The sequence below is a fragment of the Caulobacter sp. GW821-FHT10E02 genome (assembly GCF_059415225.1).
The window spans coordinates 340,765-363,069 of the sequence record NZ_JBWKMV010000005.1; the positions used below are offsets into that span (position 1 = coordinate 340,765).

Below are 22,305 nucleotides of genomic sequence, written 5' to 3' on the forward strand. Positions count from 1 at the left end.
GGGTTTGGCCAGTCCTCGACACCGGTGACCTAAACTTCTGGTAGATAACGGCTTTTCCGGCCGCGACATTGCGCTGCGGACCGCGTGAAATTTTCACGATTTCGGAAATCCTTAACCTCGTTACGAACATGGTTGACGCCTGTCGGAATCGGTTTCTCCGACACGGGGGACCATGGGCACTATCGCCGCGCATAAATTGCAGATCATCCGGACGCTGGTGGAAACCGCTCCGGACGCGGCGCTACGCAGCCTGGAGCTGGCCCTGTCCAGCGCCGGGGCGACCGGTTCTCTGGCCGCCGTGCGCGGCCTGGTCGAGGACGAGACCGCCAACCGCTTCGTCCGCAACAATATCCTCAGCCCGATCGTCCCGCTGTGCGCCAAGCGCCGCGACGGTCAGGTGCAGTTCCCGCCGGCCGTGCTGTCGCGCCTGTGGCGGGCCCTGAAGTCGGTGGCCCCCTCGCGGGTCGAGGAAGCCGCCGCCAAGTGCAATCCGTGGGACCTCGAGACGGGCGTGCCCGACGTGTTCGACGACCTGTGCAAGACCGCCGCCTCGGGCCTGCGCGATCCGGAGAACGGGGCGTTCGACAGCGTCCGCTCGCTGTGCGACCCCGAGCAGCTGGCCCTGTGCCTGCAGCTGTCGTCGATCACCCGCACGTGCCTGCCCAAGCTGTCGGAATGGATCAGCCGCATGTCGGAAGAGCGCGCGGCCGCCGCGCGCCTGGCCTATCGCGACGCCTGCCGGATCAGCGATGACGCCGGTCCGCTGATGCTGGACATCCTGTCGGCCCACCTGCCGGACGACTGGCGCATCCTGCGCGTGATCTCGGCGGTCATGGACCGGCCCAGCGACCGCTATCTGGCCTCGTCCGAGGTCAAGGAATTCGGCGAGCGGGTGCTGGCCGAGATCGACGCCTCGATCGTCCAGATCGAGACCTTCAACTTCTCGGACGGCGAGCGCGCCGGTCGCGAGGCGGCGCAGGCCGCCCACCGCGTGCAGCTGCAGATCGTCGAGTTCCAGCAGTCGGTCGACGTCGCCAAGGACGGCCCGTGGGGCAAGCGCCTGGGACGCCACAAGCAGCAGATGGCCAAGGTCTGCGAGCAGCGCATGGACCAGGCCGACAAGACCCTGGAAGCGGCCCTGCCGCTACGGTCGCTGTCGATGATGTCCAAGAAGGGCAGCAAGGGCGCGGCCAAGCTGACCGACGAGCCGGACGAGGCCCTGATCCGCCGCGCGCAGTCGGCCCTCGCCTTCATCGCCGAGCTGCGCTCGTGCGCCGACAAGGCCGGCTACGGCACCTCGCGCAACAAGATCCTCGAGAAGCTCAACAGCCGCCTCGATCCCTATATCGAAGACGTCCTGCACGTGGCCCGCACGGGCGACGGCGGCGACTCCGGCCTGGCCGTGAAGTACCTGGACGTGGCGGCCGGCTTCATCGCCTACACGCGCGATGACAAGACCGCCGAGATCGTGCGGCGACGGGCGGCGGCGGCGATCGCGGCCTAGGTCTTCTTCGGACCACGCTGCCGTGACCTTTTCGGAGCCGTCGGGGGAGGCGGCAGCGGTGGCGTCGGCGAGGCTACCGGCGGGGTGATGGGCTGGATGGAATTGGCCTCTTCAGTCAGCTTCCGAGCGTGATTTTCGATCCGCCGGCGTTCACCGTCCGCCCGTCGCTTCTCTTGTTGTTGCTCAACTTTTGGGGCGTGGTCGGAGACGTACTTCGACAGCCTTTCAGCGGCCGACCTATCCACCTCTGGCAACTTGAATTGCTCAGTAAGGAGGACAATGAGGCGTTGCGCGGATTGAGCCAGCAGCAACGCCTCCTCGGCGGTAAAGTCGAAGACGTCTTCCCGCTCCACGAGTTCCATTTGCTCATGGAGGTAGGCTTGCCGGTCGGAGATTTCAGCTCGCAGGCCCATGAGCTTTGCGGCCAAATCGGCGCCGATGCTGGGCCAGCGAATCCAAGACGGGAACTCGCCCAAAACCGGCAAGCTGGTTGCGATCCTGCCGAAAATACCGCCGCTGCTTTCATGCCCACCGTGTTCTTCGTGAACAGACACGCACCTGGTTGCGAACAGCCTCAACTCTTGGACGATGAACAGCGTCGCGCTGCCGGTCTCTTCGGCGCGCTGCTTGCGGTCCCGCAGCGCAGTGCCAAGCTGGTTCAGGAAGGCGCCGGCAAGGCCTCCGGTGAATGCCGCTACGAGAGGGCTTATCAGGGAGGATGACTCTAGGACCGTATTATAGTCGGGCATCGTTCGGCACTCCAAGCTTCACTGTGGAGTGGTTCTAGGTAGAAATCCTTTATGCCCTGATAAGTTGTGTAGTTGATGATCTGCTGCTTTGCGCGAGTCTTAACCACCTCACTTAAGCGCTTTTTCCGCTAACGGCGGGCGTGGGAACACGCTAACACGCCGCCATGATCGCTTTCTGGATCGCTGCGGCGGGGCTGTCGGCCGCGACGGCGGGGCTGGTGCTGCGGGGCGCGGCGCGGGCTCGGCCCGTGGACGACGCCCAGGCCCGGCTGGAACCGCATCGCCGCCGTCTGGCCGAGGTCGAGCGCCTGGCCATCGACGGCCTGTTGGCGCAGACCGAGCTCAAGGCCGCCCGCGCCGAGGCGGGCCGGGGCCTGCTGGCCGCCGCCGACCAGGCCGAGGTCTGGGAGCGCGATGGCGTCGGCCCCCGCAAGGCCGTCGTGATCAGCGTCGGTGCGGCCTGTGTCGCCGCTCTCGGCCTCTATGTCACGCTGGGCAAGCCCGAGATGGCCGACCAGCCCTACGCCAAGCGCGTGGCCGCGTGGAAGGCCGCCGATCCGGCGACCCTGGAGCCCGAGAAGATCGCCGCCGTGCTGGAAGGCGTCGCCGCCGAGCGGCCGGCCGATCCCGAACCGCTGGTGTTCCTGGCCAAGGCCCGCGCCGCCGCCGGCGACCTGCCCGGCGCTGAGGCCGCCCTGCGCAAGGCCGTCCGCATCGCCCCCAAGCGCGCCGACATCTGGAGCCTGCTGGGCGAGACCTTCGTCATGGAGGCCAAGGGTGTGGTCGGGGGCGACGCCAAGCTCGCCTTCACCGAGGCGCTGAAGGTCGCGCCGAACGACATCCGGGCCCGCTACTACATCGGTCGCGGCAAGGTCGCTGACGGCGACGTGGCTGGCGGTCTTTCCGACTGGCGCGCCCTCGTGGCCAGCCTGCCGGCCAACGATCCCGGCCGTGTGGCCCTGGGCCAGGAGATCGCCCAGGTCGAGGCCAGCGGCCGCCTGCCCAGCGACCAACCGGCCGCCGACGCCAATCCGCAGGTCCAGGGCATGATCGCCGGCATGGTCGAGGGCCTGGCCGCGCGCCTGGCCCAATCGCCGGACGACACCGATGGCTGGGTGCGCCTGGTCCGCGCCTATGCCGTGCTGGGCGAGACCGCCAAGCGCGACGCGGCGCTGGCTTCCGCCCAAGCCCGCTTCAAGGACCAGCCCAAGGTGCTGTCGGCCCTGCGCCAGGCCGCCGACACGCCTGCTCAGAAGATCGCGCAATGAGTTTCTGGCCGAAATCCCGCAAGGCGCGTCGGCGCCTGACGATCCTTCTGGCCGTCGCGCCGGTGCTGGCCCTGGCCGTGGGCCTGGCGATGTATGGCCTGCGCGACAGCATCTCGCTGTTCTACACGCCGGCCCAGGCCCAGGAAGCGCACGTCGCCCCCGGTCGCAAGGTGCAGCTGGGCGGCCTCGTCCAGCACGGCAGCGTGGTCAAGCATCCGGGCGGTGACGTCGAGTTCGTGGTCGCCGACCAGCGCGCCACGGCCAAGGTGACCTATCACGGCGACCTGCCGGACCTGTTCCGCGAAGGGCAGGGGATCGTCGCCGAGGGGACGTTCGACGCCAACGGCGTGTTCGTCGCCAAGCAGGTGCTGGCCAAGCACGACGAGCGCTACATGCCCCGCGACGTCGCCAAGGCGCTGAAGAAGCAGGGCGAGTGGCGCGGGGAAGGCGCTGCGGCTCCTAGCTACGGAAAACCCACGACATGATCGTCGAACTGGGCGCCTTCGCCCTGATCCTGTCGCTGATGCTGTCGGTCGCGCAGACCGGCCTGTCGGCCTTCGGCGGCGCGCGGCGCTCGCCGGTGCTGGCCGGCGCCGGGCGCGGCGCGGCCGTGGCGACCTTCGTGGCCGTGGCCGTGGCCTTCGCGGCGCTGATCCACGCCTTCGTGGTCTCGGACTTCTCCGTCGCCAACGTGGCCAACAACTCCCACACCGCCAAGCCGCTGCTCTACAAGGTGGCCGGGGCCTGGGGCAGCCACGAAGGCTCGATGCTGCTGTGGTGCCTGGTGCTGACCGGCTACGGCGCGGCCATGGCCTTCTTCGGCGACAGCCTGCCGCCGCGCCTGCGGGCCTACGCCATCGCCATCCAGGGCGCGCTGGGCGTGATGTTCCTGGCCTACACCGTGTTCGCCTCGAACCCGTTGACCCGACTGGTCGATGTCCCGGTCGAGGGGCGCTCGCTCAATCCGCTGCTGCAGGACTGGGCGCTCGCGGTGCACCCGCCGTTCCTCTACAGCGGCTATGTCGGCTTCTCGGTCGTCTATTCGCTGTCGCTGGCGGCGCTGATCGAGGGTCGGATCGACGCGGCCTGGGCGCGCTGGGTGCGGCCCTGGACCCTGGCGGCCTGGAGCCTGCTGACCGTCGGCATCACCCTGGGCGCTTTTTGGGCCTACTACGAACTCGGCTGGGGCGGCTGGTGGTTCTGGGACCCGGTCGAGAACGCCAGCTTCATGCCGTGGCTGATCGGCGCGGCTCTGCTGCACTCGGCCATCGTCACCGAGAAGCGCGGGGCGCTGCCAGGCTGGACGGCGTTCCTGGCCCTGGCGGCCTTCACCTTCTCGATGCTGGGCGCCTTCCTGGTGCGTTCGGGCGTGCTGACCAGCGTCCACGCCTTCGCCGTCGACCCGACGCGCGGCGTCTTGCTGCTGATCATGATGGGCGTGGCGGCCGGCGCGGGGTTCCTGCTGTTTGGCCTGCGCGCCGGCAACCTGAACCCGGGCGGACAGTTCCGTCCCGTGAGCCGCGAGAGCGCCATCGTGCTCAACAACATCCTGCTGTCGACGGCGACGGCGGTGGTGCTGCTGGGCACGCTGTATCCGCTGATCCGCGAGGCCATGGACGGCGAGGCCGTCTCGGTGGGCACGCCGTTCTTCAACCTGACCTTCGTGCCGCTGATGATCCTGGCGTTCTGCGTGCTGCCGGCAGGTCCGCTGTTGGCCTGGAAGCGCGGCGACGCCAAGGGCGTGGCGCGCAAGCTGTGGATCGTGCTGGCCGTCGCCGCCGCGCTGGGCCTCGTGGCCTATGGCGTGGTGCAGCCGCGCAAGGCCCTGGCCAGCGCCGGCCTGGCCCTAGGCTTCTGGCTGCTGGGCGGCGCGCTGCTGGAGATGGCCGAGCGCCTGAAGCTGTTCCGGGCTCCCGCCGCCGAAAGCGCTCGCCGCGCCAAGGGCCAGCCGCGCGGCGCCTGGGGCACGACCCTGGCCCACGCGGGCCTCGGGATCTTCGTGCTGGGCGCTTCGTTCGAGACCGCCTGGCGCGTCGAGGCGGCCCAGGCCCTGAGCCTCAACGACAGCCACGCCCTGGGCGCCTACACCCTGACCCTGACCGATGTCGGCACGGTCGAGGGGCCGAACTACCTGGCCGAGCGCGGGATCGTGAAGGTCGTCAACAAGGCGGGCGTGGAAGTCTGCCACGCCGAGCCGGAGCGCCGCTTCTATCCGACCGGCGGCCAGACGACCTCTGAGGTCGCCATCTGCCCCCGCGCGCTGGACGACATCTATGTCGTGCTGGGCGAGCGCCGTGCGGGCGAGGGCGGCAAGCCGGCCTGGCTGGTGCGCGCCTATGTGAACCCGTGGGTGCGTCTGATCTTCCTGGGCCCGTTGATCATGGCCCTGGGCGGCGTCGTGTCGCTGTCCGACCGCCGCGTGCGCCTGGGTGTCGGTCGTCGCGCCGGCGAGGTCGTGTCGTGAGCCGCGTCCGCGCCCTGCTGGTGGCCGTGGCCGCCGTCGCCCTGATGGGCAGCGCGTCCGAGCCGTCCGAGCGCCTGAACGATCCGGGGCAGGAAGCCCGCGCCCGCGTGCTGTTCAAGGAAGTCCGCTGCCTGGTCTGCCAGAACGAGTCGATCGACGACTCCGAGGCCCAGCTGGCCGGCGACCTGCGGCGAATTGTCCGCGAGCAGGTCAAGGCCGGCCGCAGCGATGGCGAGATCCGCGCGTTCCTTGTGCAGCGCTATGGCGAGTTCGTGCTGCTGAAGCCGCGCTTCTCGGCCGGCAACGCCGCGCTGTGGCTGGCCCCGGTCGGGGTTCTGCTGATCGGCGGGGTGCTGATGGTCGGTCTGCTGCGCCGTCGGGAGGCGGCCGAGACAGAGCTTTCACAGGAAGAAGAAGACCGCGTCGCCAGATTGCTTCAAGACGATTGACACGATTGCGCCGAAATGGAGCCGCATGAAGCGAGCTCCAATGACGTAAAGGTAATTCGAGAACCATTGCACCTTTCGCCGTCACGGCTAGGTTCTCAGGTCCAACGGGACCGCGCGTAGGACGCGCGGGTGAGGAAAGCAGAGAATGACCGCTAGGAAGTCGGGTTTCGTTGTGGGCGCCATCGCTGGCGCGGGCGTGGCTTGCGCCGCTCTGGCCGGTGTGGGCATGCGCATGGGGACGGCCGCCGCCGAAGCCCCGGCCGCGCGTCCGGTCGTGGCCGGCGCCCCGGCCTTCGCGCCGCCGCCGGGCGCGCCGATGTCGTTCGCCGACATCTTCGAGAAGGTCTCGCCCGCCGTCGTCCAGATCAACGTGACCTCCAAGGCCTCGCCGCAGGCGCTGCGCATCCCGGGCCTGGAAGGGTTCGACATCGTGCCGCGCGGCCAGAAGGGCAAGCCGGGCCAGAAGGACTCCGACGGTGAAGACGGCGACTCGCCGGCCACGCCGAAGCAGCAATCGGCCGGTTCGGGCTTCTTCATCTCGGCCGACGGCTACATCGTCACCAACAACCACGTCGTGGCCGACGCCGACGACATCCAGGTGGTGCTGAAGGACGGCCGCGAGCTGAAGGCCACCCTGGTCGGCCGCGACGAAGGCACCGATCTGGCCGTGATCAAGGTCATCGACCCCAAGGCCAAGGGCGCGGACTTCCCGTATGTGAACTTCGAGAACCAGGCCAAGCCGCGCGTCGGCGACTGGGTCATCACCATCGGCAACCCGTTCGGCCTGGGCGGCACCGCCACGGCCGGCATCATCTCGGCCTATAACCGCGACCTGGGCGACAACACCTCGTCGTTCGTCAACTACATCCAGATCGACGCGCCCATCAACCGGGGCAACTCGGGCGGTCCGTCGTTCGACATCTATGGCCGCGTGATCGGCGTCAACAGCGCCATCTACTCGCCGTCGGGCGGCTCGGTCGGCATCGGCTTCGCCATCCCGGCGGACATCGCCGAGGCCACCGCCAAGCAGCTGATCTCGGGCGGCAAGGTCGTTCGCGGCTATATCGGCGTCACCATCCAGGACTTCAGCGCCGAGTCGGCCGAGGCCCTGGGCCTGAAGGACGTGAAGGGCGCGATCGTCGCCGAGCTGGTCCCGGGCGGTCCCGCCGCCAAGGCCGGCCTGCTGCCGGACGACATCCTGACGGGCGTCAACGGCGTGACCATCGCCAACCGCTCGGAACTGACCCGCGAAGTGGCCAAGGCCCGTCCGGGTGAGAGCATCAAGATGTCGATCATCCGCGACGGCAAGACGCGCGTGGTGGACGTCAAGTCGGGCACCCGTCCGGCCGAGAACGCGCTTGGCCTGAACGACGACGATGACGACAAGGACGGCGGCGCCGCCCCGACCCCGGACAAGCCCGTCACCCAGAAGATCGACGCCCTGGGCCTGACGCTCGGTCCGATCGACCCGGCCTCGCGTCAGACCTACAAGATCGACAGCGAGATCAAGGGTCTGCTGGTCACCGGCGTGAAGGGCGACAGCGACGCCGGCGAGAAGGGCCTGGCCAAGGGCGACGTGCTCTCGACCATCAACGGCCTGCAGGTGAACAACGCCGCCGACGTGACCAACGCCGTGGCCTCGGCCAAGAAGGCCGGTCGCAACAGCGTGCTGGTCAAGATCATCCGCCAGAACCGCCCGGTCTTCGTGCCGCTGAAGATCGCGCCGTAGAAGCCTGGAAGGCTTCTACGAATGTGATGGCGAGCCTGTTTATCCTGATCGGCTTGGGTAAGCCGATCAGGACAGGCTCTAAGCGGACGACTGATCGCTGAACGACAGAGCCCCGCTCCGAGAAATCGGAGCGGGGCTTTTTCTGTCCAAGGTTTAAGTTACGGCGCTCTCCGAAACGGCTATCAACCTCACAACTGTCGCGCGATGCGCGGAATCGGGAGAACGTCGTCGTTCCGCCATTCCGCCTGAGCGCATGAGGGGCTCTGACGATGCGTATTCTGATTATCGAGGACGATCTGGAAGCCGCCGCCGCGATGGCGCACGGGCTGAAGGAGGCTGGCTACGACGTCGAGCACATGCCCGACGGCGAGGCCGGTCTGGCAGAGGCCCAGAAGGGCGGCTTCGACGTGCTGGTGGTCGACCGCATGATGCCCAAGATGGACGGCGTCACCGTGGTCGAGACGCTGCGCCGCGAGGGCGACCAGACGCCGGTGCTGTTCCTGTCGGCCCTGGGCGAGATCAATGACCGCGTCACCGGCCTGCGCGCCGGCGCCGACGACTATCTGGTCAAGCCGTACGCCTTCCCCGAGCTGGTCGCCCGCGTCGAGGCTCTGTCGCGCCGCCGCGAGACCGGCGCCGTGGCCACGACCCTGAAGGTCGGCGAGCTGGAGATGAACCTGATCAACCGGACGGTCCATCGCCAGGGCAAGGAGATCGATCTCCAGCCCCGCGAATTCCAGCTGCTGGAGTTCATGATGCGCCACGCCGGCCAGTCGGTGACCCGCACCATGCTGCTGGAGAAGGTCTGGGAATACCACTTCGACCCGCAGACCAACGTCATCGACGTGCACATCTCGCGCCTGCGCTCGAAGATCGACAAGGGCTTCGACCGGGCCATGCTGCAGACCGTGCGCGGCGCCGGCTACCGGCTCGATCCGTAGGCGATCGCGGGGCGGCGTGGTAGGATCAGACCATGAACAAGCCTGCCAAACCCGAGGCTGATGATCTCGACGACCTGTTCGGCCCGGCGCCGACCGAGGCCGAAGAGGCCGCTTGGTGGGACCGCAACCGCGAGGTCATCGGCGAGCTGGTGGCAGAAGCGCTTGCTGAAACCGAACCGCCTACGCCTTGGGATTCTGAGGCGATCATGGCCGAAGTGCGCGAGCAGCTTCGTAAGGAAGGCCGCTAGCGTCGCGTATGGCGGGGGCGGAGGTCACGTACAGCGCCAAGGCGCGCAATGATGTCGTCCGGCTGGCTCTGTGGATCGCCAAGGACGGCGGAGAGGCGCGTGCGCAGGACCAAGTCGATCGGATCGGAGCGACCCTTCAGCGCCTGGCGCGTCGTCCGAGACTTGGGTGGCAGGACGTGACTACGCCTGGAGAGCCACGAGTGTTCAGCGTTCGGCCTTGGAAGATCGTCTATCGGCCACTTCCCGACGGAAGTGGCATCCTTGTTCTCCGTATCCTCGACAGTCGCCAGGATTTAGCGGCGCTGCTCGGCAAGAAGATCTAAGAGCCCATGCGTCTGCCGCGCCTTCTCCGCACCACGCCGTTCCGGCTGACCCTGCTGTTCCTGGCCCTGTTCGCGGCGGCCGCCAGCGCCTTCCTGGGCTATATCTACGTGGCCACGGCGGGCGAGGTGAACCGCCGCGCCCAGGCCGAGATCAGCCGCGAGTTCGAGAGCCTGGAGGCGGCCTACCGCCAGGGCGGCGTCGACGCCCTGAACCAGACCATCGTCGAGCGGGCGACGGGCGAGAAGCCGTTCCTCTATTTCCTGGCCGACAAGGCCGGCAAGCGCATCTCGGGCTCGATCGAGGAGTCGCCGGTCAGCGACTTCACCGGCGACGGGCCGACCTGGGCCAGCTTCAAGGTCACCGAGACCGACCTGGACGGGGCCGAGGTCAAGGCCGCCGCGCGGGGCGTGCAGCAGCGGCTGGACCACGGCGAGATTCTGTTCGTCGGGGCCGATGTCGACGCTTCGGAGGCCTATGTCCGCAAGATCGTCCGGGCCCTGTGGGGCGCGGGCGCGCTGGTCATCCTGCTGGGGATGGCCGGCGGCATCCTGATCAGCCGCAATGTCAGCCGCTCGATGCAGGGGCTGGTGGACGTGGTCAACGACGTCCGCGCCGGCGACCTGCACGCCCGCGCCCGGGTGCGCGGCACCCGTGACGAGTATGACGAGCTGGCCGAGGGCCTGAACGACATGCTCGACCGGATTGAGCGCCTGATGGGCGGCCTGCGCCACGCCGGCGACGCCATCGCCCACGACCTGCGCTCGCCGCTGACCCGCCTGCGCGCCCGCATGGAGGTCGCCCTGATCGACGCCGAGAACGGCAAGGGCGATCCGGTGGCGGCGCTGGAGACCGCCTTGCAGGACGCTGACGGGGTGCTGAAGACCTTCAACGCCGTCCTGGCCATCGCCCGCCTGCAGGCCGCCGGTTCGGCTCCGGACCAGAGCAATTTCGACGCCTCGGAACTGGCCACCGACATGGCCGAACTCTACGAGTTCTCGTGCGAGGACAAGGGCCTGGACTTCAAGGCCGAGATCACCCCGGCCCTGACCATCAAGGGCAACCGCGAGTTCCTGGCCCAGGCGCTGGCCAACATCCTCGACAACGCCATCAAATATACGCCCGAGGGTGGAGCGATCATGCTGCGCGCGCGGCGCACCTCGTCGGGCGAGCTGGAGTTCTCGGTCACCGACACGGGGCCGGGCGTGCCTGAGGCCGACCGTCCCCGCGTGGTCCAGCGCTTCGTGCGCCTGGAGAACAGCCGCAGCGAACCCGGCGCGGGCCTGGGCCTGTCGCTGGTCAGCGCCGTGGCGGTGTCGCACGGCGGCCGGCTGGAGCTGGCCGAGGGGCCGGGCGAATACAACGGCATGGGTCCGGGGCTCCGGGTGGCCCTGGTGCTGCCGCGGGTGGAATGATGCTCCCCCGCGATGCGGGGGAGCTGTCGCGAAGCGACTGAGGGGGCTAGCTGGACGTATGCCGGGCTAGCCCCCTCCGGCCCTCTGGGCCACCTCCCCCGCATCGCGGGGGAGGATCTTGGAAGGAGGGTGTCTTCGATGGATCGCCGCCAGTTTCTCGCCGGATCGCTGGCCCTCGCGCCCGGCGTGGCCTTCGCCCAGTATCAGGCCCTAGCCCAGCCCGCCCCGCCGCCGTTCCCGCCCGTTGACGCCAAGAGCGTCTGGCTGGTCGGCGACAGCGCGCCGCCGGATGCGGTCCGCACCGCCACGCGCCTCGTCGAGCTGGTCCAGAAGGGCAAGCCGCGCGACGGCTATCTCGCCGGCGGCGCCGTCACCGAACTGGAGAAGCGCTTCGCCACGCTGCTGGGCAAGGAGGACTGCGCCTTCCTGCCGACAGGCACCCTGGCCAACCACGTCGCCGTGCGCATCCTGGCCGGCGACGCCACGCGGGTCATCGTCCAGCACGAAGGTCACCTCTATCGCGACGAGAGCGACGCGACCCAGCTGCTGTCGGGCCTGAACCTCGTGAACCTGGCCCCCGGCCGCGCCGGGCCGTCGCTGGACGAGATCAAGGCCGCTGTCGACGAGGCCGAGAACGGGCCTTATCCACTGCGCATCGGCGCGATCTCGCTGGAGAGCCCGGTGCGCCGCGCCCATGGCGAGCTGTTGCCACTGTCCGACCTCACCGCGATCTCGGCCTACGCCAAGGGCAAGGCCATCCGGATGCACCTGGACGGCGCGCGCTTGCTGCTGGCCCCGCCCAGCTACGATGTGGCCGGCGCGGCGGCGCTATTCGATACGGTCTATGTCTCGCTCTACAAGTACCTGGACGCGCCGTTCGGGGCGGTGCTGGCGGGCTCCAAGGCCGACATCGCCAAGGCCCGCGCCCTGCGCCACCAGTTCGGCGGCACGATCTATCAGGGCTGGGAGAGCTCGGTGCTGGCCCTGGCGGCGCTGGACGACTTCCAGGCTCGCCAGAAGGCCGCCTTCGCCACGGCCGACCAGGTGTTCGCCGCGCTAGACAAGGCGGGCGCCGCCAAGCTGAAGCCCGCGCCGAACGCCTCGAACATCCGGCAACTGGTGCTGAAGCCCAAGGTCGCCGAGGGCCTCTTCGACCGCATGCGCGTGGCCGGCGTGCGCCTGCCCAAGCCCGACAAAGACGGCGTGGTCGAGTTCTGGGTCAACGACACGATCAACCGCCGGCCAGCCGACGAGTACGTGAAGCTGTTCCTGGGTTAGGACTTGGGCAGCTTCCAGCCGTGTTCGGCGCTGGGGACGTAGAGCGCGTCCGGGGCCATGGCCAGGGAGTCGAAGCCGCGCGGCGACAGGCTCCAGACGCCCACGAAGGTCGCGATCGCCAGCACCGGCAGGACGACATAGCCGGCGATCTGGCGGCGGGCGCTGGGCTCGGCCTTGCCGACGAAGCCGACGCGCAGCACCAGCGGATGCGTGCCCCAGCCGCAGGCCAGGGGCGAGGCGACGCCGGAATGCGAGACCTTCAGCAGGGCGCGGGCGTAGTCGGCGCGGATGCCGGAGCGGACGGCCAGCACCGTGGCGTCGCAGGCCAGCTCCTGGTCGATGCGGGCGAGGGCCGCGCCCAGGTGGATCATCGGATTGCACCAGCCCACGACGCGGCAGCCGGCCACGATCAGGTTGGCCACCGGATCGCCCCGGCGGATGTGGGTGCGCTCGTGCAGCAGGATCAGGTCGCGCTCGCGGGCGCTGAAGCGTTCCGCGAAATCGGCCGGCAGCACCAGGCGAGGCCACAGGGCGCCCATGACGGCCGGACCAGCCAGACCGCGCGCGGCCCGGCGGCGGAAGGCGTACTCCTGCAGCACCATGAGGCCGGTCAGCAGCGCCGCGCCGGCCATCCAGGCCAGCAACACCTTCAGCGCCAGGCCGTGTCCCAGCGGCTGGGCGGCGACTCCGGTCTTGGTGGCGTCGGCCAGGCTGGGGAACAGGCCGGCGATGGCGGCGGTCGGGACCAGCATCCACAGGCCGTAGGCCAGGCGCGGTCCGAACAGCCAGCGGGCGGGCAGGCGCAGCAGCAGCACGGCCAGCACGCCCAGGGCGGCGGCGATCTGCACGCGCATCAGCGCCAGGACCAGCAGGTCGATCATCCTAGTGGTCGGCCTTCACCCAGATGATCGCGCCCGTATAGGGGTCCATCCGCGCCACCACGCCGGGGTTCAGGTCGCTGGAGAGGGGACCGCGCGGGGCGATGCTCCAGACCGTGCCCATGGCCGCCAGCGCCAGGAAGGTCATCGTCAGAAAGCCCATGACGTCGCGGGTCAGGCCCGGCTCGCGGCGGTTCAGCAGCGAGACGCGCAGGATCAGCGGATGGGTGGCCCAGCCGCAGGCCAGGGGCGAGACCGAAACGCTCAGCTGCGCCTTCATCAGGGCCTTGGCGTAGTCGGCGCGGATGTCGGTGCGCAGGGCCACGACCGTGGCGTCGCAGGCCAGCTCCTGGTCGATGCGGATCAGGGCCGAGGCCAGGTAGATCATCGGGTTGCACCAGCCCAGCACGCCGATCGCGGCGACCACCAGGTTGGCGATCGGGTCGCCGCGATTGATGTGGGTGCGCTCGTGCAGGGTGATCATCTCGCGCTCGCGAGCGTCGAAGCGCTCGGCGAAATCGGACGGCAGCACGATGCGCGGCCACAGGGCCCCGACCACGGCCGGACCGGCCTGGCCCTTGTCGACCCGGCGGTGGAACAGGTGCTCGCGCACGACCAGCACCGCCGTGGCGATCGCGCAGCCGACCAGCCACAGCAAAACAAGCTTGCCGGCCAGGGCGCCCCACGGACGAGCGGGGTCGCCGATCTCCATGGTTTCGGCCAGGCTGGGGAAGAAGGCGGCGGCGGCCGCGGCCGGCACGATGGCCCACAGGCCATAGGCGCGGCGCGGTCCGAACAGCTGGCGCGCGGACGGGCGCAGCATCACGACCAGCAGCACCGCGGCGGCGGCGGCGATCTGGGCCCGAACCAGGGCGAGGGCGAAAAGCTCGATCATCGTCGAAGCGGTTCCTGCCGTTTCCTCAGGTTGAATGGTTACAACTGTAATTTCGAACGTCAAGCGCCCTCATCTCTGCTCGGACGAGCAGAGATGAGATTCAACTAGCTGGAGCGCGTTCGGGCGGCGAACCGCAAACACTTCGCCTAACGCGCTCTGGCTTGTTCCACGCGAAAAGCCGGGTCACGGTGCCGGCATGACTCGCCTCTCCGAACGCCTTGTCCCTTGCGGTCCGATCCTCGATGCGAAGGCCGCCGAGCGGGCGCACGAGATGATCGCCAAGCGGGTCGGCGAGGCCATGGCCAGCGTCGATGCGGCCTGGCCGGCGCTGACCCCGGTGTTCGGCGCCTCGCCCTATCTGGCCAGCCTGGCGCGGCGCGACGGCAAGCGCCTGCCGATGATCCTGGCCGGCGATCCGGACGAGACCCTGGCCGCCACACTCGCGGCGGCTGAAGCCGTCGCAGCCGAGCCGGACTTCGAGACCGCCCGCCGGACCTTGCGCGAGCTGAAGGCCGACCTGCACCTGCTGACGGCCCTGTGCGACCTCGGCGGGGTCTGGGACCTCGACCAGGTGACCGGCGCCCTGACCCGCTTCGCCGACGCCACCCTGCGCGCCGCCCTGGCCCAGGCCGTCCGGCAGGAAGTCGATCGCGGCGCGCTCACCCACGTGGGAGAAGGCGAGGACGGCCCCGCGCCGGGCCTGTTCTGCATCGCCATGGGCAAGCACGGCGCGTTCGAGCTGAACTATTCCAGCGACATCGACTTCTCGATCTTCTACGCGCCCGAGAAGCTGCAGGTCGCCGACGGCGTCGAGCCCCAGGCCGTGGCGGTGCGGATCGCCAACCACCTGGGCCGCGTGCTGCAGGAGCGCACCGCCGACGGCTATGTGTTCCGCATCGACCTGCGCCTGCGGCCCGACCCGTCCTCGACCCCGCCCGCCATGCCGGTCGACGCGGCCATGGACTACTACGAGAGCGTCGGCCAGAACTGGGAGCGCGCCGCCCACATCAAGGCCCGGATCGCGGCCGGCGATTTCAATGAGGGCGCGGCCTTCCTCGAGGGGCTGCAACCCTTCATCTGGCGGCGGAACCTGGACTTCGCGGCCATCGCCGACATCCATTCGATCAAGCGCCAGATCCACATCTACAAGGTCGACGACCGCCTGACCGCCAAGGGCGCGGACCTGAAGCTGGGGCGCGGCGGCATCCGCGAGATCGAGTTCTTCGTCCAGACCCAGCAACTGATCCTGGGCGGCCGCCAGCCCGACCTGCGCGGCCCGCGCACGCTGGACGCCCTGCTGGCGCTGGCGACGGCCGGCCACGTGACCCTGGAGGACGCCGGCTGGCTGTCCAAGGCCTACCAGGACCTGCGGGCCCTGGAGCACCGCGCCCAGATGATCGCCGACGACCAGACCCACAAGCTCCCGGAGTCGGACAACGACCGCAAGAAGGTCGCCGCCCTGTGGGGCCAGGACAATCTGCGCAGCTTCGACGCGGCGGTCGGCAAGATCATCAAGGGCGTCAATGTCCGCTACGGCCGCCTGTTCGCCGGCGAGGAGGAGCTGTCCTCACGCTTCGGCAGCCTGGTCTTCACTGGAGTCGAGGACGATCCGGAGACCCTGGCCACCCTCAAGCGCATGGGCTTCTCCAGCCCTGAGCGCGTCGCGGCCACCATCCGCGGCTGGCACCACGGCCACATCGCCGCCACCCGCACCGAGCGGGGGCGGGAGCTGTTCACGCGCCTGGCCCCGCGTCTCCTGGACGCGGCCAACGCCACGGGCGCGCCGGACCAGGCCTTCAACCGCTTCGCCGACTTCTTCGCGTCGTTGAGTTCCGGCGTGCAGATCCAGTCGCTGTTCCTGGCCCAGCCGCGCCTGTTCGAGCTGATCGTCGAGGTCATGGCCTTCGCCCCGCGCCTGGCCACGACCATGGCCAAGCGGCCCACGGCCCTGGACGCCCTGCTGGACCCCAGCTTCTTCGGCCCGATCGAAACGCCGACTGTCGCCCCGTGGGACCCGGCCGATTTCGAGGGTGCGATGGACGCCGCCCGGCGGCTATTCCGCGACCAGAGCTTCCGCATCGGCGTGCGGGTGATGAGCGGCAGCGCCGACGCCCGCGACATCGGCCGGGCCTTCGCCGAGCTGGGCGACCTGATCATCGGCGGCCTGGCCCCGGCCGCCCTGGCCGAGACCGAGCGCCTGGGCGGCGCCTTCCCCGGCCATGTCGCCGTGGTGGCTCTGGGCAAGGCCGGTTCGCGCGAGATGACGGCCAAGTCCGACCTTGATCTGATGACGCTCTACATCGCCGACGATCCGGCCGGCGCGTCGGCGATCAAGGAGTGGAGCGCCGACACCTTCTACGCCCGCTTCACCCAGCGCATGACCTCGGCCCTGTCGGCGCCGACGGGGGAGGGGACGCTGTACGAGGTCGACCTCAAGCTCCGCCCCTCCGGGACCAAGGGTCCGGTGGCGGTCAGCTTCGCGGCGTTCGGCGACTATTACGAGCGCGAGGCCGAGACCTGGGAGCTCTTGGCTCTGACCCGCGCCCGGGTGGTCTGGGCCAGCTCGTCGGCGTTCAAGGCCCAGGCCGAGGGGGCGATCGAGGCGGCCCTGCGCCGGCCGCGCGAATGGAAGAAGACCGCCGCCGACGTCATCGACATGCGCGAGCTGATGGAGCAGGAGCGCCCCGGCAAGGGCGACTGGGACCTGAAGCTCGATCCCGGCGGCCTGGTGGACATCGAGTTCGCCGCCCAGTTCCTGCAACTGGCCCACGCGGCCAAGGGCGGCCCCCTGCGCCAGAACACCGGCGAGGCCCTGGCGGCCCTGCGTGAGGCGGGCCTGGCCGACGCCGGGGCGCTGACCCGGCTGGAGACCGCCTGGCGGCTGGAGCAGGACCTCAGCCAGCTGATCAAGGTCGCCCTGGAAGACGGCGGCGACCCGGAAGCCGAGCCCAAGGCCTTCAAGGCCTTGCTGGCCAAGGCCGGCCACGTCAGCCAGTTCAAGTCGCTGAAACCCAAGCTGGCCAAGGCCAAGGCCGAAGCCCGGGCGGCCTATTCCGCGATCGTGAAGGCGCCGGGGTAAGCCTGCCCAACTCCGATTTCCCCGGCGAACGCCGGGGTCCAGATCGAACCCACGAGCTTCTGCCGTGGGGTGCTGACTTGGGCGAGAACACCCAAACCTCACCGGATGAATCTGGGCCCCGGCGTTCGCCGGGGAAATCGGATTTTGGGAGCGACGGAATTCCTTCTCCCGCGCGTTCAGTCTGATGGGACGGGCCTTCCTCCATGGAGACCTTGAGACTGATGATTGTACGCACCCTGATCGCCGTCGGCGCCGTGCTGGCGCTGGGCGGCCCCGCGCTGGCCCAGAACGCGCCGACCAAGGCCGCTCCGGCGGCCACCGACGGCATGACCCTGCAGCAGTTCCAGGCCAAAAACGGCGACAAGCTGTTCGCGCGGCTGGACACCGACAAGGACGGCAAGATCTCGCCCGACGAGTTCGCCGCCTACCGCAAGCAGAACGCCGAGGTCGACGCCAAGGCCTCGGGCAAGGCCGGCAAGCGCGGCAAGCAACTGTTCGCCCGCTTCGACAAGGACAAGGACGGCATGCTGTCGCGCGCCGAGGCCGACGCCCTGCTGGCCTGGCGCTTCAAGCGCATGGACACCAACAATGACGGCGTTCTGACGCTGGAAGAGTTGAGCGCCAAGCCGGGCAAGGCCAAGGTCGGGGTCTGATGACGACGTGCGCGGCGGAGTGACGGTTGGCGTCCGACGGGAACGATCCCGACGAAGCCTTGCTGGCGGGGGTGGGACGGGGCGACCCGTCCGCCGTCCGCACGCTGCTGGACCGACGCCTGCCGCGTATCCTGGCCCTGGCCCGGCGGATGCTGAACGACTCCGGCGAGGCCGAGGACGTGGCCCAGGAGACCTTCCTGCGCGCCTGGAAGCAGGCAAGGGCCTGGAAGCCGGGCGCTGCGAAGTTCGACACCTGGCTGCACCGGGTGGCGCTGAACCTCTGCTACGACCGGCTGCGGCGACGGCGCGAGATCGCCACCGACACGCCGCCCGAGCAGGTCGACACCGGCCCGGCCCCGGACGCGGGCCTGATCGGGGCGGACCTCTCCAAGCGCGTCGAGGCGGCGCTGGCGGCCCTGCCGCCTCGCCAGCGCGAGGCGATCGTGCTTTGCCATCACCAGGGCTTGGGCAATATCGAGGCCGCCGGACTGATGGAGATCAGCGTCGAGGCGCTGGAGAGCTTGCTCTCGCGCGGGCGGCGGACGCTGAAGGCGTCGCTGGCGGATTTGGCGGGGGGATGAGGGACGCATGGTCATGATGACGCTCGAGAGGTTCGAGGCTCTGGCCGAGACCTATGGCGGCGAGATCGCTCGTTGGCCGGAAGATGAGCGCGAGGCCGCGCGTGGCCTGCTGGCTGAGAACGCCGCGCGCCTGTCGCCGGTGCTGGCCGAAGCCGCGCAGCTGGACCGCCTGCTGGATCTGGCCCCCGCCCAACGCCCTGACGCCGCCCTGCTGGGCCGCCTGATTGCCGCCGCGCCGCAGCCGGCGGCCGCCGGTCGTCGCTGGATAGCGGGCCTCGGCGCGGCCCTGGGCCTGTCGGCCGCCGCCTTCGCCGGCATCGCCGTCGGCGTGGCGGTGGGCCGTCCGCAGGCCGCCGCGCCGGTGGTCGTGGCCGAGCAGCCGGTGGTCACGGCCGTCGACACCTCCTCGGCCCTGCAGGACGCCCTGGCGGAGCCCTCCGAGCTATGACCTCGCGGCCCTGGATCATCGCCCTGGCCGCCTCGGCGGTGGTCAATGTGTTCCTGATCGGCGGCCTGGCCGGGCTGGCCTATGCGCGACTGACCGCGCCGCCGGTCGTCGTGGCCGCGCCGGCCCCGCGCGTCGTCATGGCGCCCAGTCCCCCGCCGGTGGTTCCCACCGCGCCGGTCGAAGTTCAGCCGAAGCCGACCCATCACGCAACGGTTCCTGCGCCTCAGCCGGTAGCGGCCCCGCCACCGGTGGTCACGGCTCCCCCGCTCGACACGACCGCGCCGGCCGCCCAGGCCCGACCGCCGCTGATCTCGGCCGGCGACGTGCTCTCGCCCGACAGCCGCAAGGCCTTCCGCCGGGCGCTGAGTGAAGCCAACAAGAAGAACAGGCCCCTGACCCAGCAGGCCCGCGCCGAACGGCAGGCGGCGCTGGCGGCTCTCGGCGCGCCGGGCTACGACGCCGCCGAGGTGTCGCGCCGCCTGGCTTCGGCCCGCGCCCTGGACCAGCAGGCCCGCGGCAATGTCGAGGCGGCCCTGGCCAGCTTCACCGCCTCCCTGACGCCCCAGGAGCGTTCGGCCCTGGCCGACGGCCTGGCGCGGGTCTACACGCCCGCGGCGGCGCGGCGCATGGAAGGGCCGAACTGACCTAGAACAGTTCGGCTTCCGGATCGCGGGCTTGGTCCCGCATCCAACGGCCGCCGAGCTTGGCGCCCGAGCACGGGCCTTTCTGGGTCAGGACCATGGCGTCGGCGGTGAACACCGCGTCCAGCCGGCAGGCGTCGGGACCTTGGCCGGTCAACGGGAAGGTCACCGCCGTCTGGCCGGGCGTGACGCGGATCGGCTGGGTGTCGTCGGTGAAGCCCTGTGTGGCGCTCGTATCGGCCAGGGCGTAGCCGAAGTTCAAGCCCGTCGGCATGGCCTTGAGGCTGATGAAGTCCTGGCCGCGCGCATAGATGCCGCTGAGCCGGAAGCCTGGGCTCTTCAGCACCGCGATGCGGTCGGCGTGGATCTGGCGCAGGCAGGTCAGGCGGCTGGCGTCGTCCTCGCAGAGCGCGCCGTCTCCGCTCAGGCCCGGCGGGGTCAGCGATCGCGCGCCGACCCAGCCGCGCTGGCTCATCTTCACATAGGCGATGATCTTGCCGTCCCAGACCTTCTGCGCCTCGGCATAGGCGGCGGCGACTTCGCTGTCCTGGCGGGAGAGCTGGGGATCGGCGCAGATCAGCTTCTCGACCTTGGTGCGGGCCTTGCCGCAATCGAAGCTGGCGGCGGCGGCCGGACTGGCCAGGGCGAGCACGATCAGGCCCAGCAGGGCGGCGACGAGGCGGGCCATGGGTCAATCCTCGTTGAGGAAGGGCGAGCGCGCGGGATCGCGGCGGAAGACCCGCTCGGCGAACAGAAGCTTGCAGTTTCCCGTGCTGGGACCGGACACCGTGACAGTGTCCTGGGTGAAGACCAGGGTGATCGGGCAGTTGGCGTCGCCCTTGTAGTCCAGCCGGCCCATCGCGTCGGGCATGCCGCGGACCTGCTGCAGCATGTTCCCCGCCGCGTTGGGGCAATAGTAGATGTCGATCGACAGCTCGTCCTGGGGATAGCTGGGCGCGGCGTCGAGGAAGACGCCGTCCTTGGGGCAGTTGCCGGCGACGTAGCGGCCCGTCCATTTCAGGCTCCGCCGCTGCAGGTAACCCAGCCGCAGTTCGTAGTCGCGCTTGAGGCAGGCGATGTCGCCGCCCTTGCAGATCGTGTCGCGATCCTTGAGCCAGTTGCGCTGCTCGGTGCGCAGATAGGTCGACCAGTTTCCGGCCGGCCAGAGCGTCAGCGCCGTCTTGTAGGCGGCGGCCACCGCCTCGTCCTGCTTGGACAGCGCCGGGTCACGGCAGATGGCCTTCTCGGTCGCCGTGCCGGCCTTGGCGCAGTCGAAGCTGGCGGCTCTCGCGCCGGGCGCGGCCAGCAGCAGGAGGGCGGCGAACCCGACCAGATACGCGACGCGACCCATGGGCGGACCTCCCCAGCCGATGCCGGGGAAGTCTAATCGAGAACGATGTTATTCGGTAGGCTTGGCCGTCGCCACGCTCTTGGCGTAGGCCTGCGCGCCAGCGATCAGGCGCAGGACGTTGCCGCTCCAGATCGCCTGGATGTCGGCGTCGCTATAGCCCTCGGCCTTCAGGCGGGCGGTGATCTTGGGCAGGTCTGCGACATCTTCCAGGCCTTCGACGCCGCCGCCGCCGTCCCAGTCGGCCCCGACGCAGACGGCCTTGGGACCCGCCACCTTCAGGGTGTGCAGCATGCTGGCCATGAAGATCTCGAAATTGGCGCGCGGCGGGAACGTGTACTTGGCCTTGAGCGCCGCCATCTTGACCATCCGGGCCTTGACCTGGGCCTCGGTGGCCTCGTCGTCCATCGGACCCAGGGCTTTCAGCTCGGCCATGAGTTCCGGGCTCGGTTGCTCGGAGGCCTTCAGATAGACCGAGTTGATGCAGATGGCGCCGCCGCTGTCGGCGATCTTCTTTATGCGGGCGTCGTCCAGGTTACGCGGGTGGTCGAAGATCGCCTTGGCCCCCGAGTGCGAGGCGATGATCGGGGCCTTGGACAGGGCCACCGACTGGTCGACGATGTCGTCGCTGGCGTGGCTGACATCCACGAGAATACCCAGGCGGTTGGCCTCGGCCAGCCAGCGCAGGCCCAGCGGCGAATAGCCATGCCAGATCGGCTTGTCGGTCGAGCTGTCGGCGAACTGGTTGTTGCGGAAGTGGACCGGCCCGGCCATCCGCACGCCGGTGGCGTAGAAGGTCTGCATCAGGGTCAGGTCCTCGCCGATCGGCCAGGAGTTCTCGATGCTCTGGAAGACGAAGCTCTTGCCGGCCTTGTTGATCCGCACCGCGTCCTCGGCGGTGTAGGCCAGCTCGAACTGGTCGGAGTGGGCGGCGACCATCTCGCGGATCTCGGTCGCGCGGTTCAGGGCGAAGTCGCGGGCCTTGCGGTAGCCCTCGGCCGTCAGCTCGCCCTGGCCGGTGTAGATCACGTAGAAGCCGCCATCCAGGCCGCCGGCCTTCATGCGCGGCAGGTCGACCTGGGTGCCGTCCTCGGAGACCGCGTGGCGGTCCAGCATTGACCAGCCCTGACGCGAGAAGTGCTCGGGCGTGTCGAGGTGGGTGTCCAGGATCAGGAAGCTGTCGTGCAGCGTCTTGATCGCCTTGGGGATATCATCCGGCTTCACCGGGGTCTTCTTGGCGTCGGCGGCCCAAGCACCATGAGGCGCGACGCCGGTCAGCAGGGCGGCCGAGCCGAGGAGAACGGTGAGCAGGCGACGCATGCGGGGACTCCGGAGCAAACAGGAGCCGTGACGCTAAGGTCTGGGGGCAGGGCGTCAAGCCAAGCTCGGCGATCCCGTTAAGAAATTAATGTCCTG

The 22,305-nt window shown here is 69.5% G+C and carries 22 protein-coding genes; 16 read left to right on the plus strand and 6 right to left on the minus strand.

The window, feature by feature from the left end; translation table 11 throughout:
- Nucleotides 1-172: 172 nt before the first annotated feature.
- The gene (locus tag AC07NI_RS24270) at nt 173-1,504 is read left to right on the plus strand and encodes a hypothetical protein (RefSeq protein WP_494623915.1); all 1,332 of its coding nucleotides are present in this window, start codon (nt 173-175) and stop codon (nt 1,502-1,504) included.
- Here the strand turns inward: AC07NI_RS24270 and AC07NI_RS24275 are convergent.
- Nucleotides 1,501-2,253, minus strand: a complete 753-nt coding sequence (locus AC07NI_RS24275; protein WP_494623917.1) for a hypothetical protein — start codon at nt 2,251-2,253, stop codon at nt 1,501-1,503. The genes AC07NI_RS24270 and AC07NI_RS24275 overlap by 4 nt on opposite strands.
- Nucleotides 2,254-2,417: 164 nt before the next feature.
- Here AC07NI_RS24275 and ccmI point away from each other — a divergent pair, with 164 nt between their 5' ends.
- The 10 genes from ccmI (at nt 2,418) to AC07NI_RS24325 (ending at nt 12,366) form a co-directional block, all read left to right on the plus strand.
- Complete coding sequence (gene ccmI, locus AC07NI_RS24280; RefSeq protein ID WP_494623919.1) at nt 2,418-3,521, plus strand: c-type cytochrome biogenesis protein CcmI; 1,104 nt, start codon at nt 2,418-2,420, stop codon at nt 3,519-3,521.
- Complete coding sequence (ccmE, locus tag AC07NI_RS24285) at nt 3,518-4,006, plus strand: cytochrome c maturation protein CcmE (protein WP_494623921.1); 489 nt, start codon at nt 3,518-3,520, stop codon at nt 4,004-4,006. Before ccmI ends, ccmE begins: the two co-directional genes overlap by 4 nt.
- Entirely contained in the window at nt 4,003-5,985 is a 1,983-nt protein-coding gene (locus AC07NI_RS24290) for a heme lyase CcmF/NrfE family subunit (RefSeq protein WP_494623923.1), read from the plus strand. The genes ccmE and AC07NI_RS24290 overlap by 4 nt, the downstream gene beginning before the upstream one ends.
- Nucleotides 5,982-6,434, plus strand: a complete 453-nt coding sequence (locus AC07NI_RS24295) for a cytochrome c-type biogenesis protein (protein ID WP_494623925.1) — start codon at nt 5,982-5,984, stop codon at nt 6,432-6,434. Before AC07NI_RS24290 ends, AC07NI_RS24295 begins: the two co-directional genes overlap by 4 nt.
- Nucleotides 6,435-6,579: 145 nt before the next feature.
- Nucleotides 6,580-8,163, plus strand: coding sequence for a Do family serine endopeptidase (locus AC07NI_RS24300; RefSeq protein WP_494623927.1), 1,584 nt, complete (start codon nt 6,580-6,582; stop codon nt 8,161-8,163).
- A gap of 269 nt (nt 8,164-8,432) precedes the next feature.
- The gene (gene uczR, locus AC07NI_RS24305) at nt 8,433-9,104 is read left to right on the plus strand and encodes a two-component system response regulator UczR (RefSeq protein ID WP_494623929.1); all 672 of its coding nucleotides are present in this window, start codon (nt 8,433-8,435) and stop codon (nt 9,102-9,104) included.
- A 32-nt stretch (nt 9,105-9,136) separates the two neighbouring features.
- Complete coding sequence (locus tag AC07NI_RS24310) at nt 9,137-9,352, plus strand: hypothetical protein (RefSeq protein WP_494623931.1); 216 nt, start codon at nt 9,137-9,139, stop codon at nt 9,350-9,352.
- Between the two features lie 8 nt (nt 9,353-9,360).
- Entirely contained in the window at nt 9,361-9,675 is a 315-nt protein-coding gene (locus AC07NI_RS24315) for a type II toxin-antitoxin system RelE/ParE family toxin (RefSeq protein ID WP_494623933.1), read from the plus strand.
- Nucleotides 9,676-9,681: 6 nt separating this feature from the next.
- Complete coding sequence (gene uczS / locus AC07NI_RS24320) at nt 9,682-11,088, plus strand: two-component system sensor histidine kinase UczS (protein WP_494623935.1); 1,407 nt, start codon at nt 9,682-9,684, stop codon at nt 11,086-11,088.
- A 138-nt stretch (nt 11,089-11,226) separates the two neighbouring features.
- On the plus strand, nt 11,227-12,366 hold the full coding sequence (locus AC07NI_RS24325) for a threonine aldolase family protein (protein ID WP_494623936.1): 1,140 nt from the start codon (nt 11,227-11,229) through the stop codon (nt 12,364-12,366).
- On the opposite strand, the gene AC07NI_RS24330 is transcribed toward AC07NI_RS24325, so the two are convergent.
- Both AC07NI_RS24330 and AC07NI_RS24335 read right to left on the minus strand, forming a co-directional pair.
- Nucleotides 12,363-13,247, minus strand: a complete 885-nt coding sequence (locus AC07NI_RS24330) for a M56 family metallopeptidase (RefSeq protein WP_494623938.1) — start codon at nt 13,245-13,247, stop codon at nt 12,363-12,365. The genes AC07NI_RS24325 and AC07NI_RS24330 overlap by 4 nt on opposite strands.
- Before the next feature lies 1 nt (nt 13,248).
- Nucleotides 13,249-14,139 carry a M56 family metallopeptidase gene (locus AC07NI_RS24335; RefSeq protein WP_494623940.1) on the minus strand — a complete coding sequence of 297 codons (891 nt, stop codon included), beginning with the start codon at nt 14,137-14,139 and terminating at the stop codon, nt 13,249-13,251.
- A gap of 196 nt (nt 14,140-14,335) precedes the next feature.
- On the opposite strand from AC07NI_RS24335, the gene AC07NI_RS24340 reads away from it, so the two are divergent.
- From AC07NI_RS24340 to AC07NI_RS24360, 5 genes are all read left to right on the plus strand, one after another.
- Entirely contained in the window at nt 14,336-17,218 is a 2,883-nt protein-coding gene (locus AC07NI_RS24340) for a bifunctional [glutamine synthetase] adenylyltransferase/[glutamine synthetase]-adenylyl-L-tyrosine phosphorylase (RefSeq protein WP_494623942.1), read from the plus strand.
- A gap of 221 nt (nt 17,219-17,439) precedes the next feature.
- Nucleotides 17,440-17,871 carry an EF-hand domain-containing protein gene (locus AC07NI_RS24345; RefSeq protein WP_494623944.1) on the plus strand — a complete coding sequence of 144 codons (432 nt, stop codon included), beginning with the start codon at nt 17,440-17,442 and terminating at the stop codon, nt 17,869-17,871.
- Nucleotides 17,872-17,897: 26 nt separating this feature from the next.
- Complete coding sequence (locus AC07NI_RS24350) at nt 17,898-18,452, plus strand: RNA polymerase sigma factor (RefSeq protein WP_494623946.1); 555 nt, start codon at nt 17,898-17,900, stop codon at nt 18,450-18,452.
- A 13-nt stretch (nt 18,453-18,465) separates the two neighbouring features.
- Entirely contained in the window at nt 18,466-18,900 is a 435-nt protein-coding gene (locus AC07NI_RS24355; RefSeq protein ID WP_494623948.1) for a hypothetical protein, read from the plus strand.
- Nucleotides 18,897-19,544, plus strand: a complete 648-nt coding sequence (locus AC07NI_RS24360; protein WP_494623950.1) for a periplasmic heavy metal sensor — start codon at nt 18,897-18,899, stop codon at nt 19,542-19,544. Before AC07NI_RS24355 ends, AC07NI_RS24360 begins: the two co-directional genes overlap by 4 nt.
- 1 nt (nt 19,545) lies before the next feature.
- On the opposite strand, the gene AC07NI_RS24365 is transcribed toward AC07NI_RS24360, so the two are convergent.
- From AC07NI_RS24365 to AC07NI_RS24375, 3 genes are read right to left on the minus strand one after another with little or no spacing between them, the layout of a single operon-like run.
- Nucleotides 19,546-20,229: a lysozyme inhibitor LprI family protein gene (locus AC07NI_RS24365; protein ID WP_494623952.1), complete on the minus strand. Its 684-nt coding sequence runs from the start codon at nt 20,227-20,229 to the stop codon at nt 19,546-19,548.
- Nucleotides 20,230-20,232: 3 nt separating this feature from the next.
- Nucleotides 20,233-20,892: a lysozyme inhibitor LprI family protein gene (locus tag AC07NI_RS24370; RefSeq protein WP_494623954.1), complete on the minus strand. Its 660-nt coding sequence runs from the start codon at nt 20,890-20,892 to the stop codon at nt 20,233-20,235.
- Nucleotides 20,893-20,940: 48 nt separating this feature from the next.
- Nucleotides 20,941-22,209 (minus strand): dipeptidase, encoded by a 1,269-nt coding sequence (locus AC07NI_RS24375; protein WP_494623956.1) that lies wholly within the window; start codon nt 22,207-22,209, stop codon nt 20,941-20,943.
- Between the last annotated feature and the right edge of the window lie 96 nt (nt 22,210-22,305).

Excerpts from the sequence above, each read along its gene's own strand:
- AC07NI_RS24270 (WP_494623915.1), top strand. The coding sequence starts at position 173 with ATGGGCACTATCGCCGCGCATAAATTGCAGATCATCCGGACGCTGGTG.
- AC07NI_RS24275 (WP_494623917.1), bottom strand. The coding sequence starts at position 2,253 with ATGCCCGACTATAATACGGTCCTAGAGTCATCCTCCCTGATAAGCCCT.
- ccmI (WP_494623919.1), top strand. The coding sequence starts at position 2,418 with ATGATCGCTTTCTGGATCGCTGCGGCGGGGCTGTCGGCCGCGACGGCG.
- ccmE (WP_494623921.1), top strand. The coding sequence starts at position 3,518 with ATGAGTTTCTGGCCGAAATCCCGCAAGGCGCGTCGGCGCCTGACGATC.
- AC07NI_RS24290 (WP_494623923.1), top strand. The coding sequence starts at position 4,003 with ATGATCGTCGAACTGGGCGCCTTCGCCCTGATCCTGTCGCTGATGCTG.
- AC07NI_RS24300 (WP_494623927.1), top strand. The coding sequence starts at position 6,580 with ATGACCGCTAGGAAGTCGGGTTTCGTTGTGGGCGCCATCGCTGGCGCG.
- uczR (WP_494623929.1), top strand. The coding sequence starts at position 8,433 with ATGCGTATTCTGATTATCGAGGACGATCTGGAAGCCGCCGCCGCGATG.
- AC07NI_RS24310 (WP_494623931.1), top strand. The coding sequence starts at position 9,137 with ATGAACAAGCCTGCCAAACCCGAGGCTGATGATCTCGACGACCTGTTC.
- AC07NI_RS24315 (WP_494623933.1), top strand. The coding sequence starts at position 9,361 with ATGGCGGGGGCGGAGGTCACGTACAGCGCCAAGGCGCGCAATGATGTC.
- uczS (WP_494623935.1), top strand. The coding sequence starts at position 9,682 with ATGCGTCTGCCGCGCCTTCTCCGCACCACGCCGTTCCGGCTGACCCTG.
- AC07NI_RS24325 (WP_494623936.1), top strand. The coding sequence starts at position 11,227 with ATGGATCGCCGCCAGTTTCTCGCCGGATCGCTGGCCCTCGCGCCCGGC.
- AC07NI_RS24330 (WP_494623938.1), bottom strand. The coding sequence starts at position 13,247 with ATGATCGACCTGCTGGTCCTGGCGCTGATGCGCGTGCAGATCGCCGCC.
- AC07NI_RS24335 (WP_494623940.1), bottom strand. The coding sequence starts at position 14,139 with ATGATCGAGCTTTTCGCCCTCGCCCTGGTTCGGGCCCAGATCGCCGCC.
- AC07NI_RS24340 (WP_494623942.1), top strand. The coding sequence starts at position 14,336 with ATGACTCGCCTCTCCGAACGCCTTGTCCCTTGCGGTCCGATCCTCGAT.
- AC07NI_RS24345 (WP_494623944.1), top strand. The coding sequence starts at position 17,440 with ATGATTGTACGCACCCTGATCGCCGTCGGCGCCGTGCTGGCGCTGGGC.
- AC07NI_RS24355 (WP_494623948.1), top strand. The coding sequence starts at position 18,466 with ATGATGACGCTCGAGAGGTTCGAGGCTCTGGCCGAGACCTATGGCGGC.
- AC07NI_RS24360 (WP_494623950.1), top strand. The coding sequence starts at position 18,897 with ATGACCTCGCGGCCCTGGATCATCGCCCTGGCCGCCTCGGCGGTGGTC.
- AC07NI_RS24365 (WP_494623952.1), bottom strand. The coding sequence starts at position 20,229 with ATGGCCCGCCTCGTCGCCGCCCTGCTGGGCCTGATCGTGCTCGCCCTG.
- AC07NI_RS24370 (WP_494623954.1), bottom strand. The coding sequence starts at position 20,892 with ATGGGTCGCGTCGCGTATCTGGTCGGGTTCGCCGCCCTCCTGCTGCTG.
- AC07NI_RS24375 (WP_494623956.1), bottom strand. The coding sequence starts at position 22,209 with ATGCGTCGCCTGCTCACCGTTCTCCTCGGCTCGGCCGCCCTGCTGACC.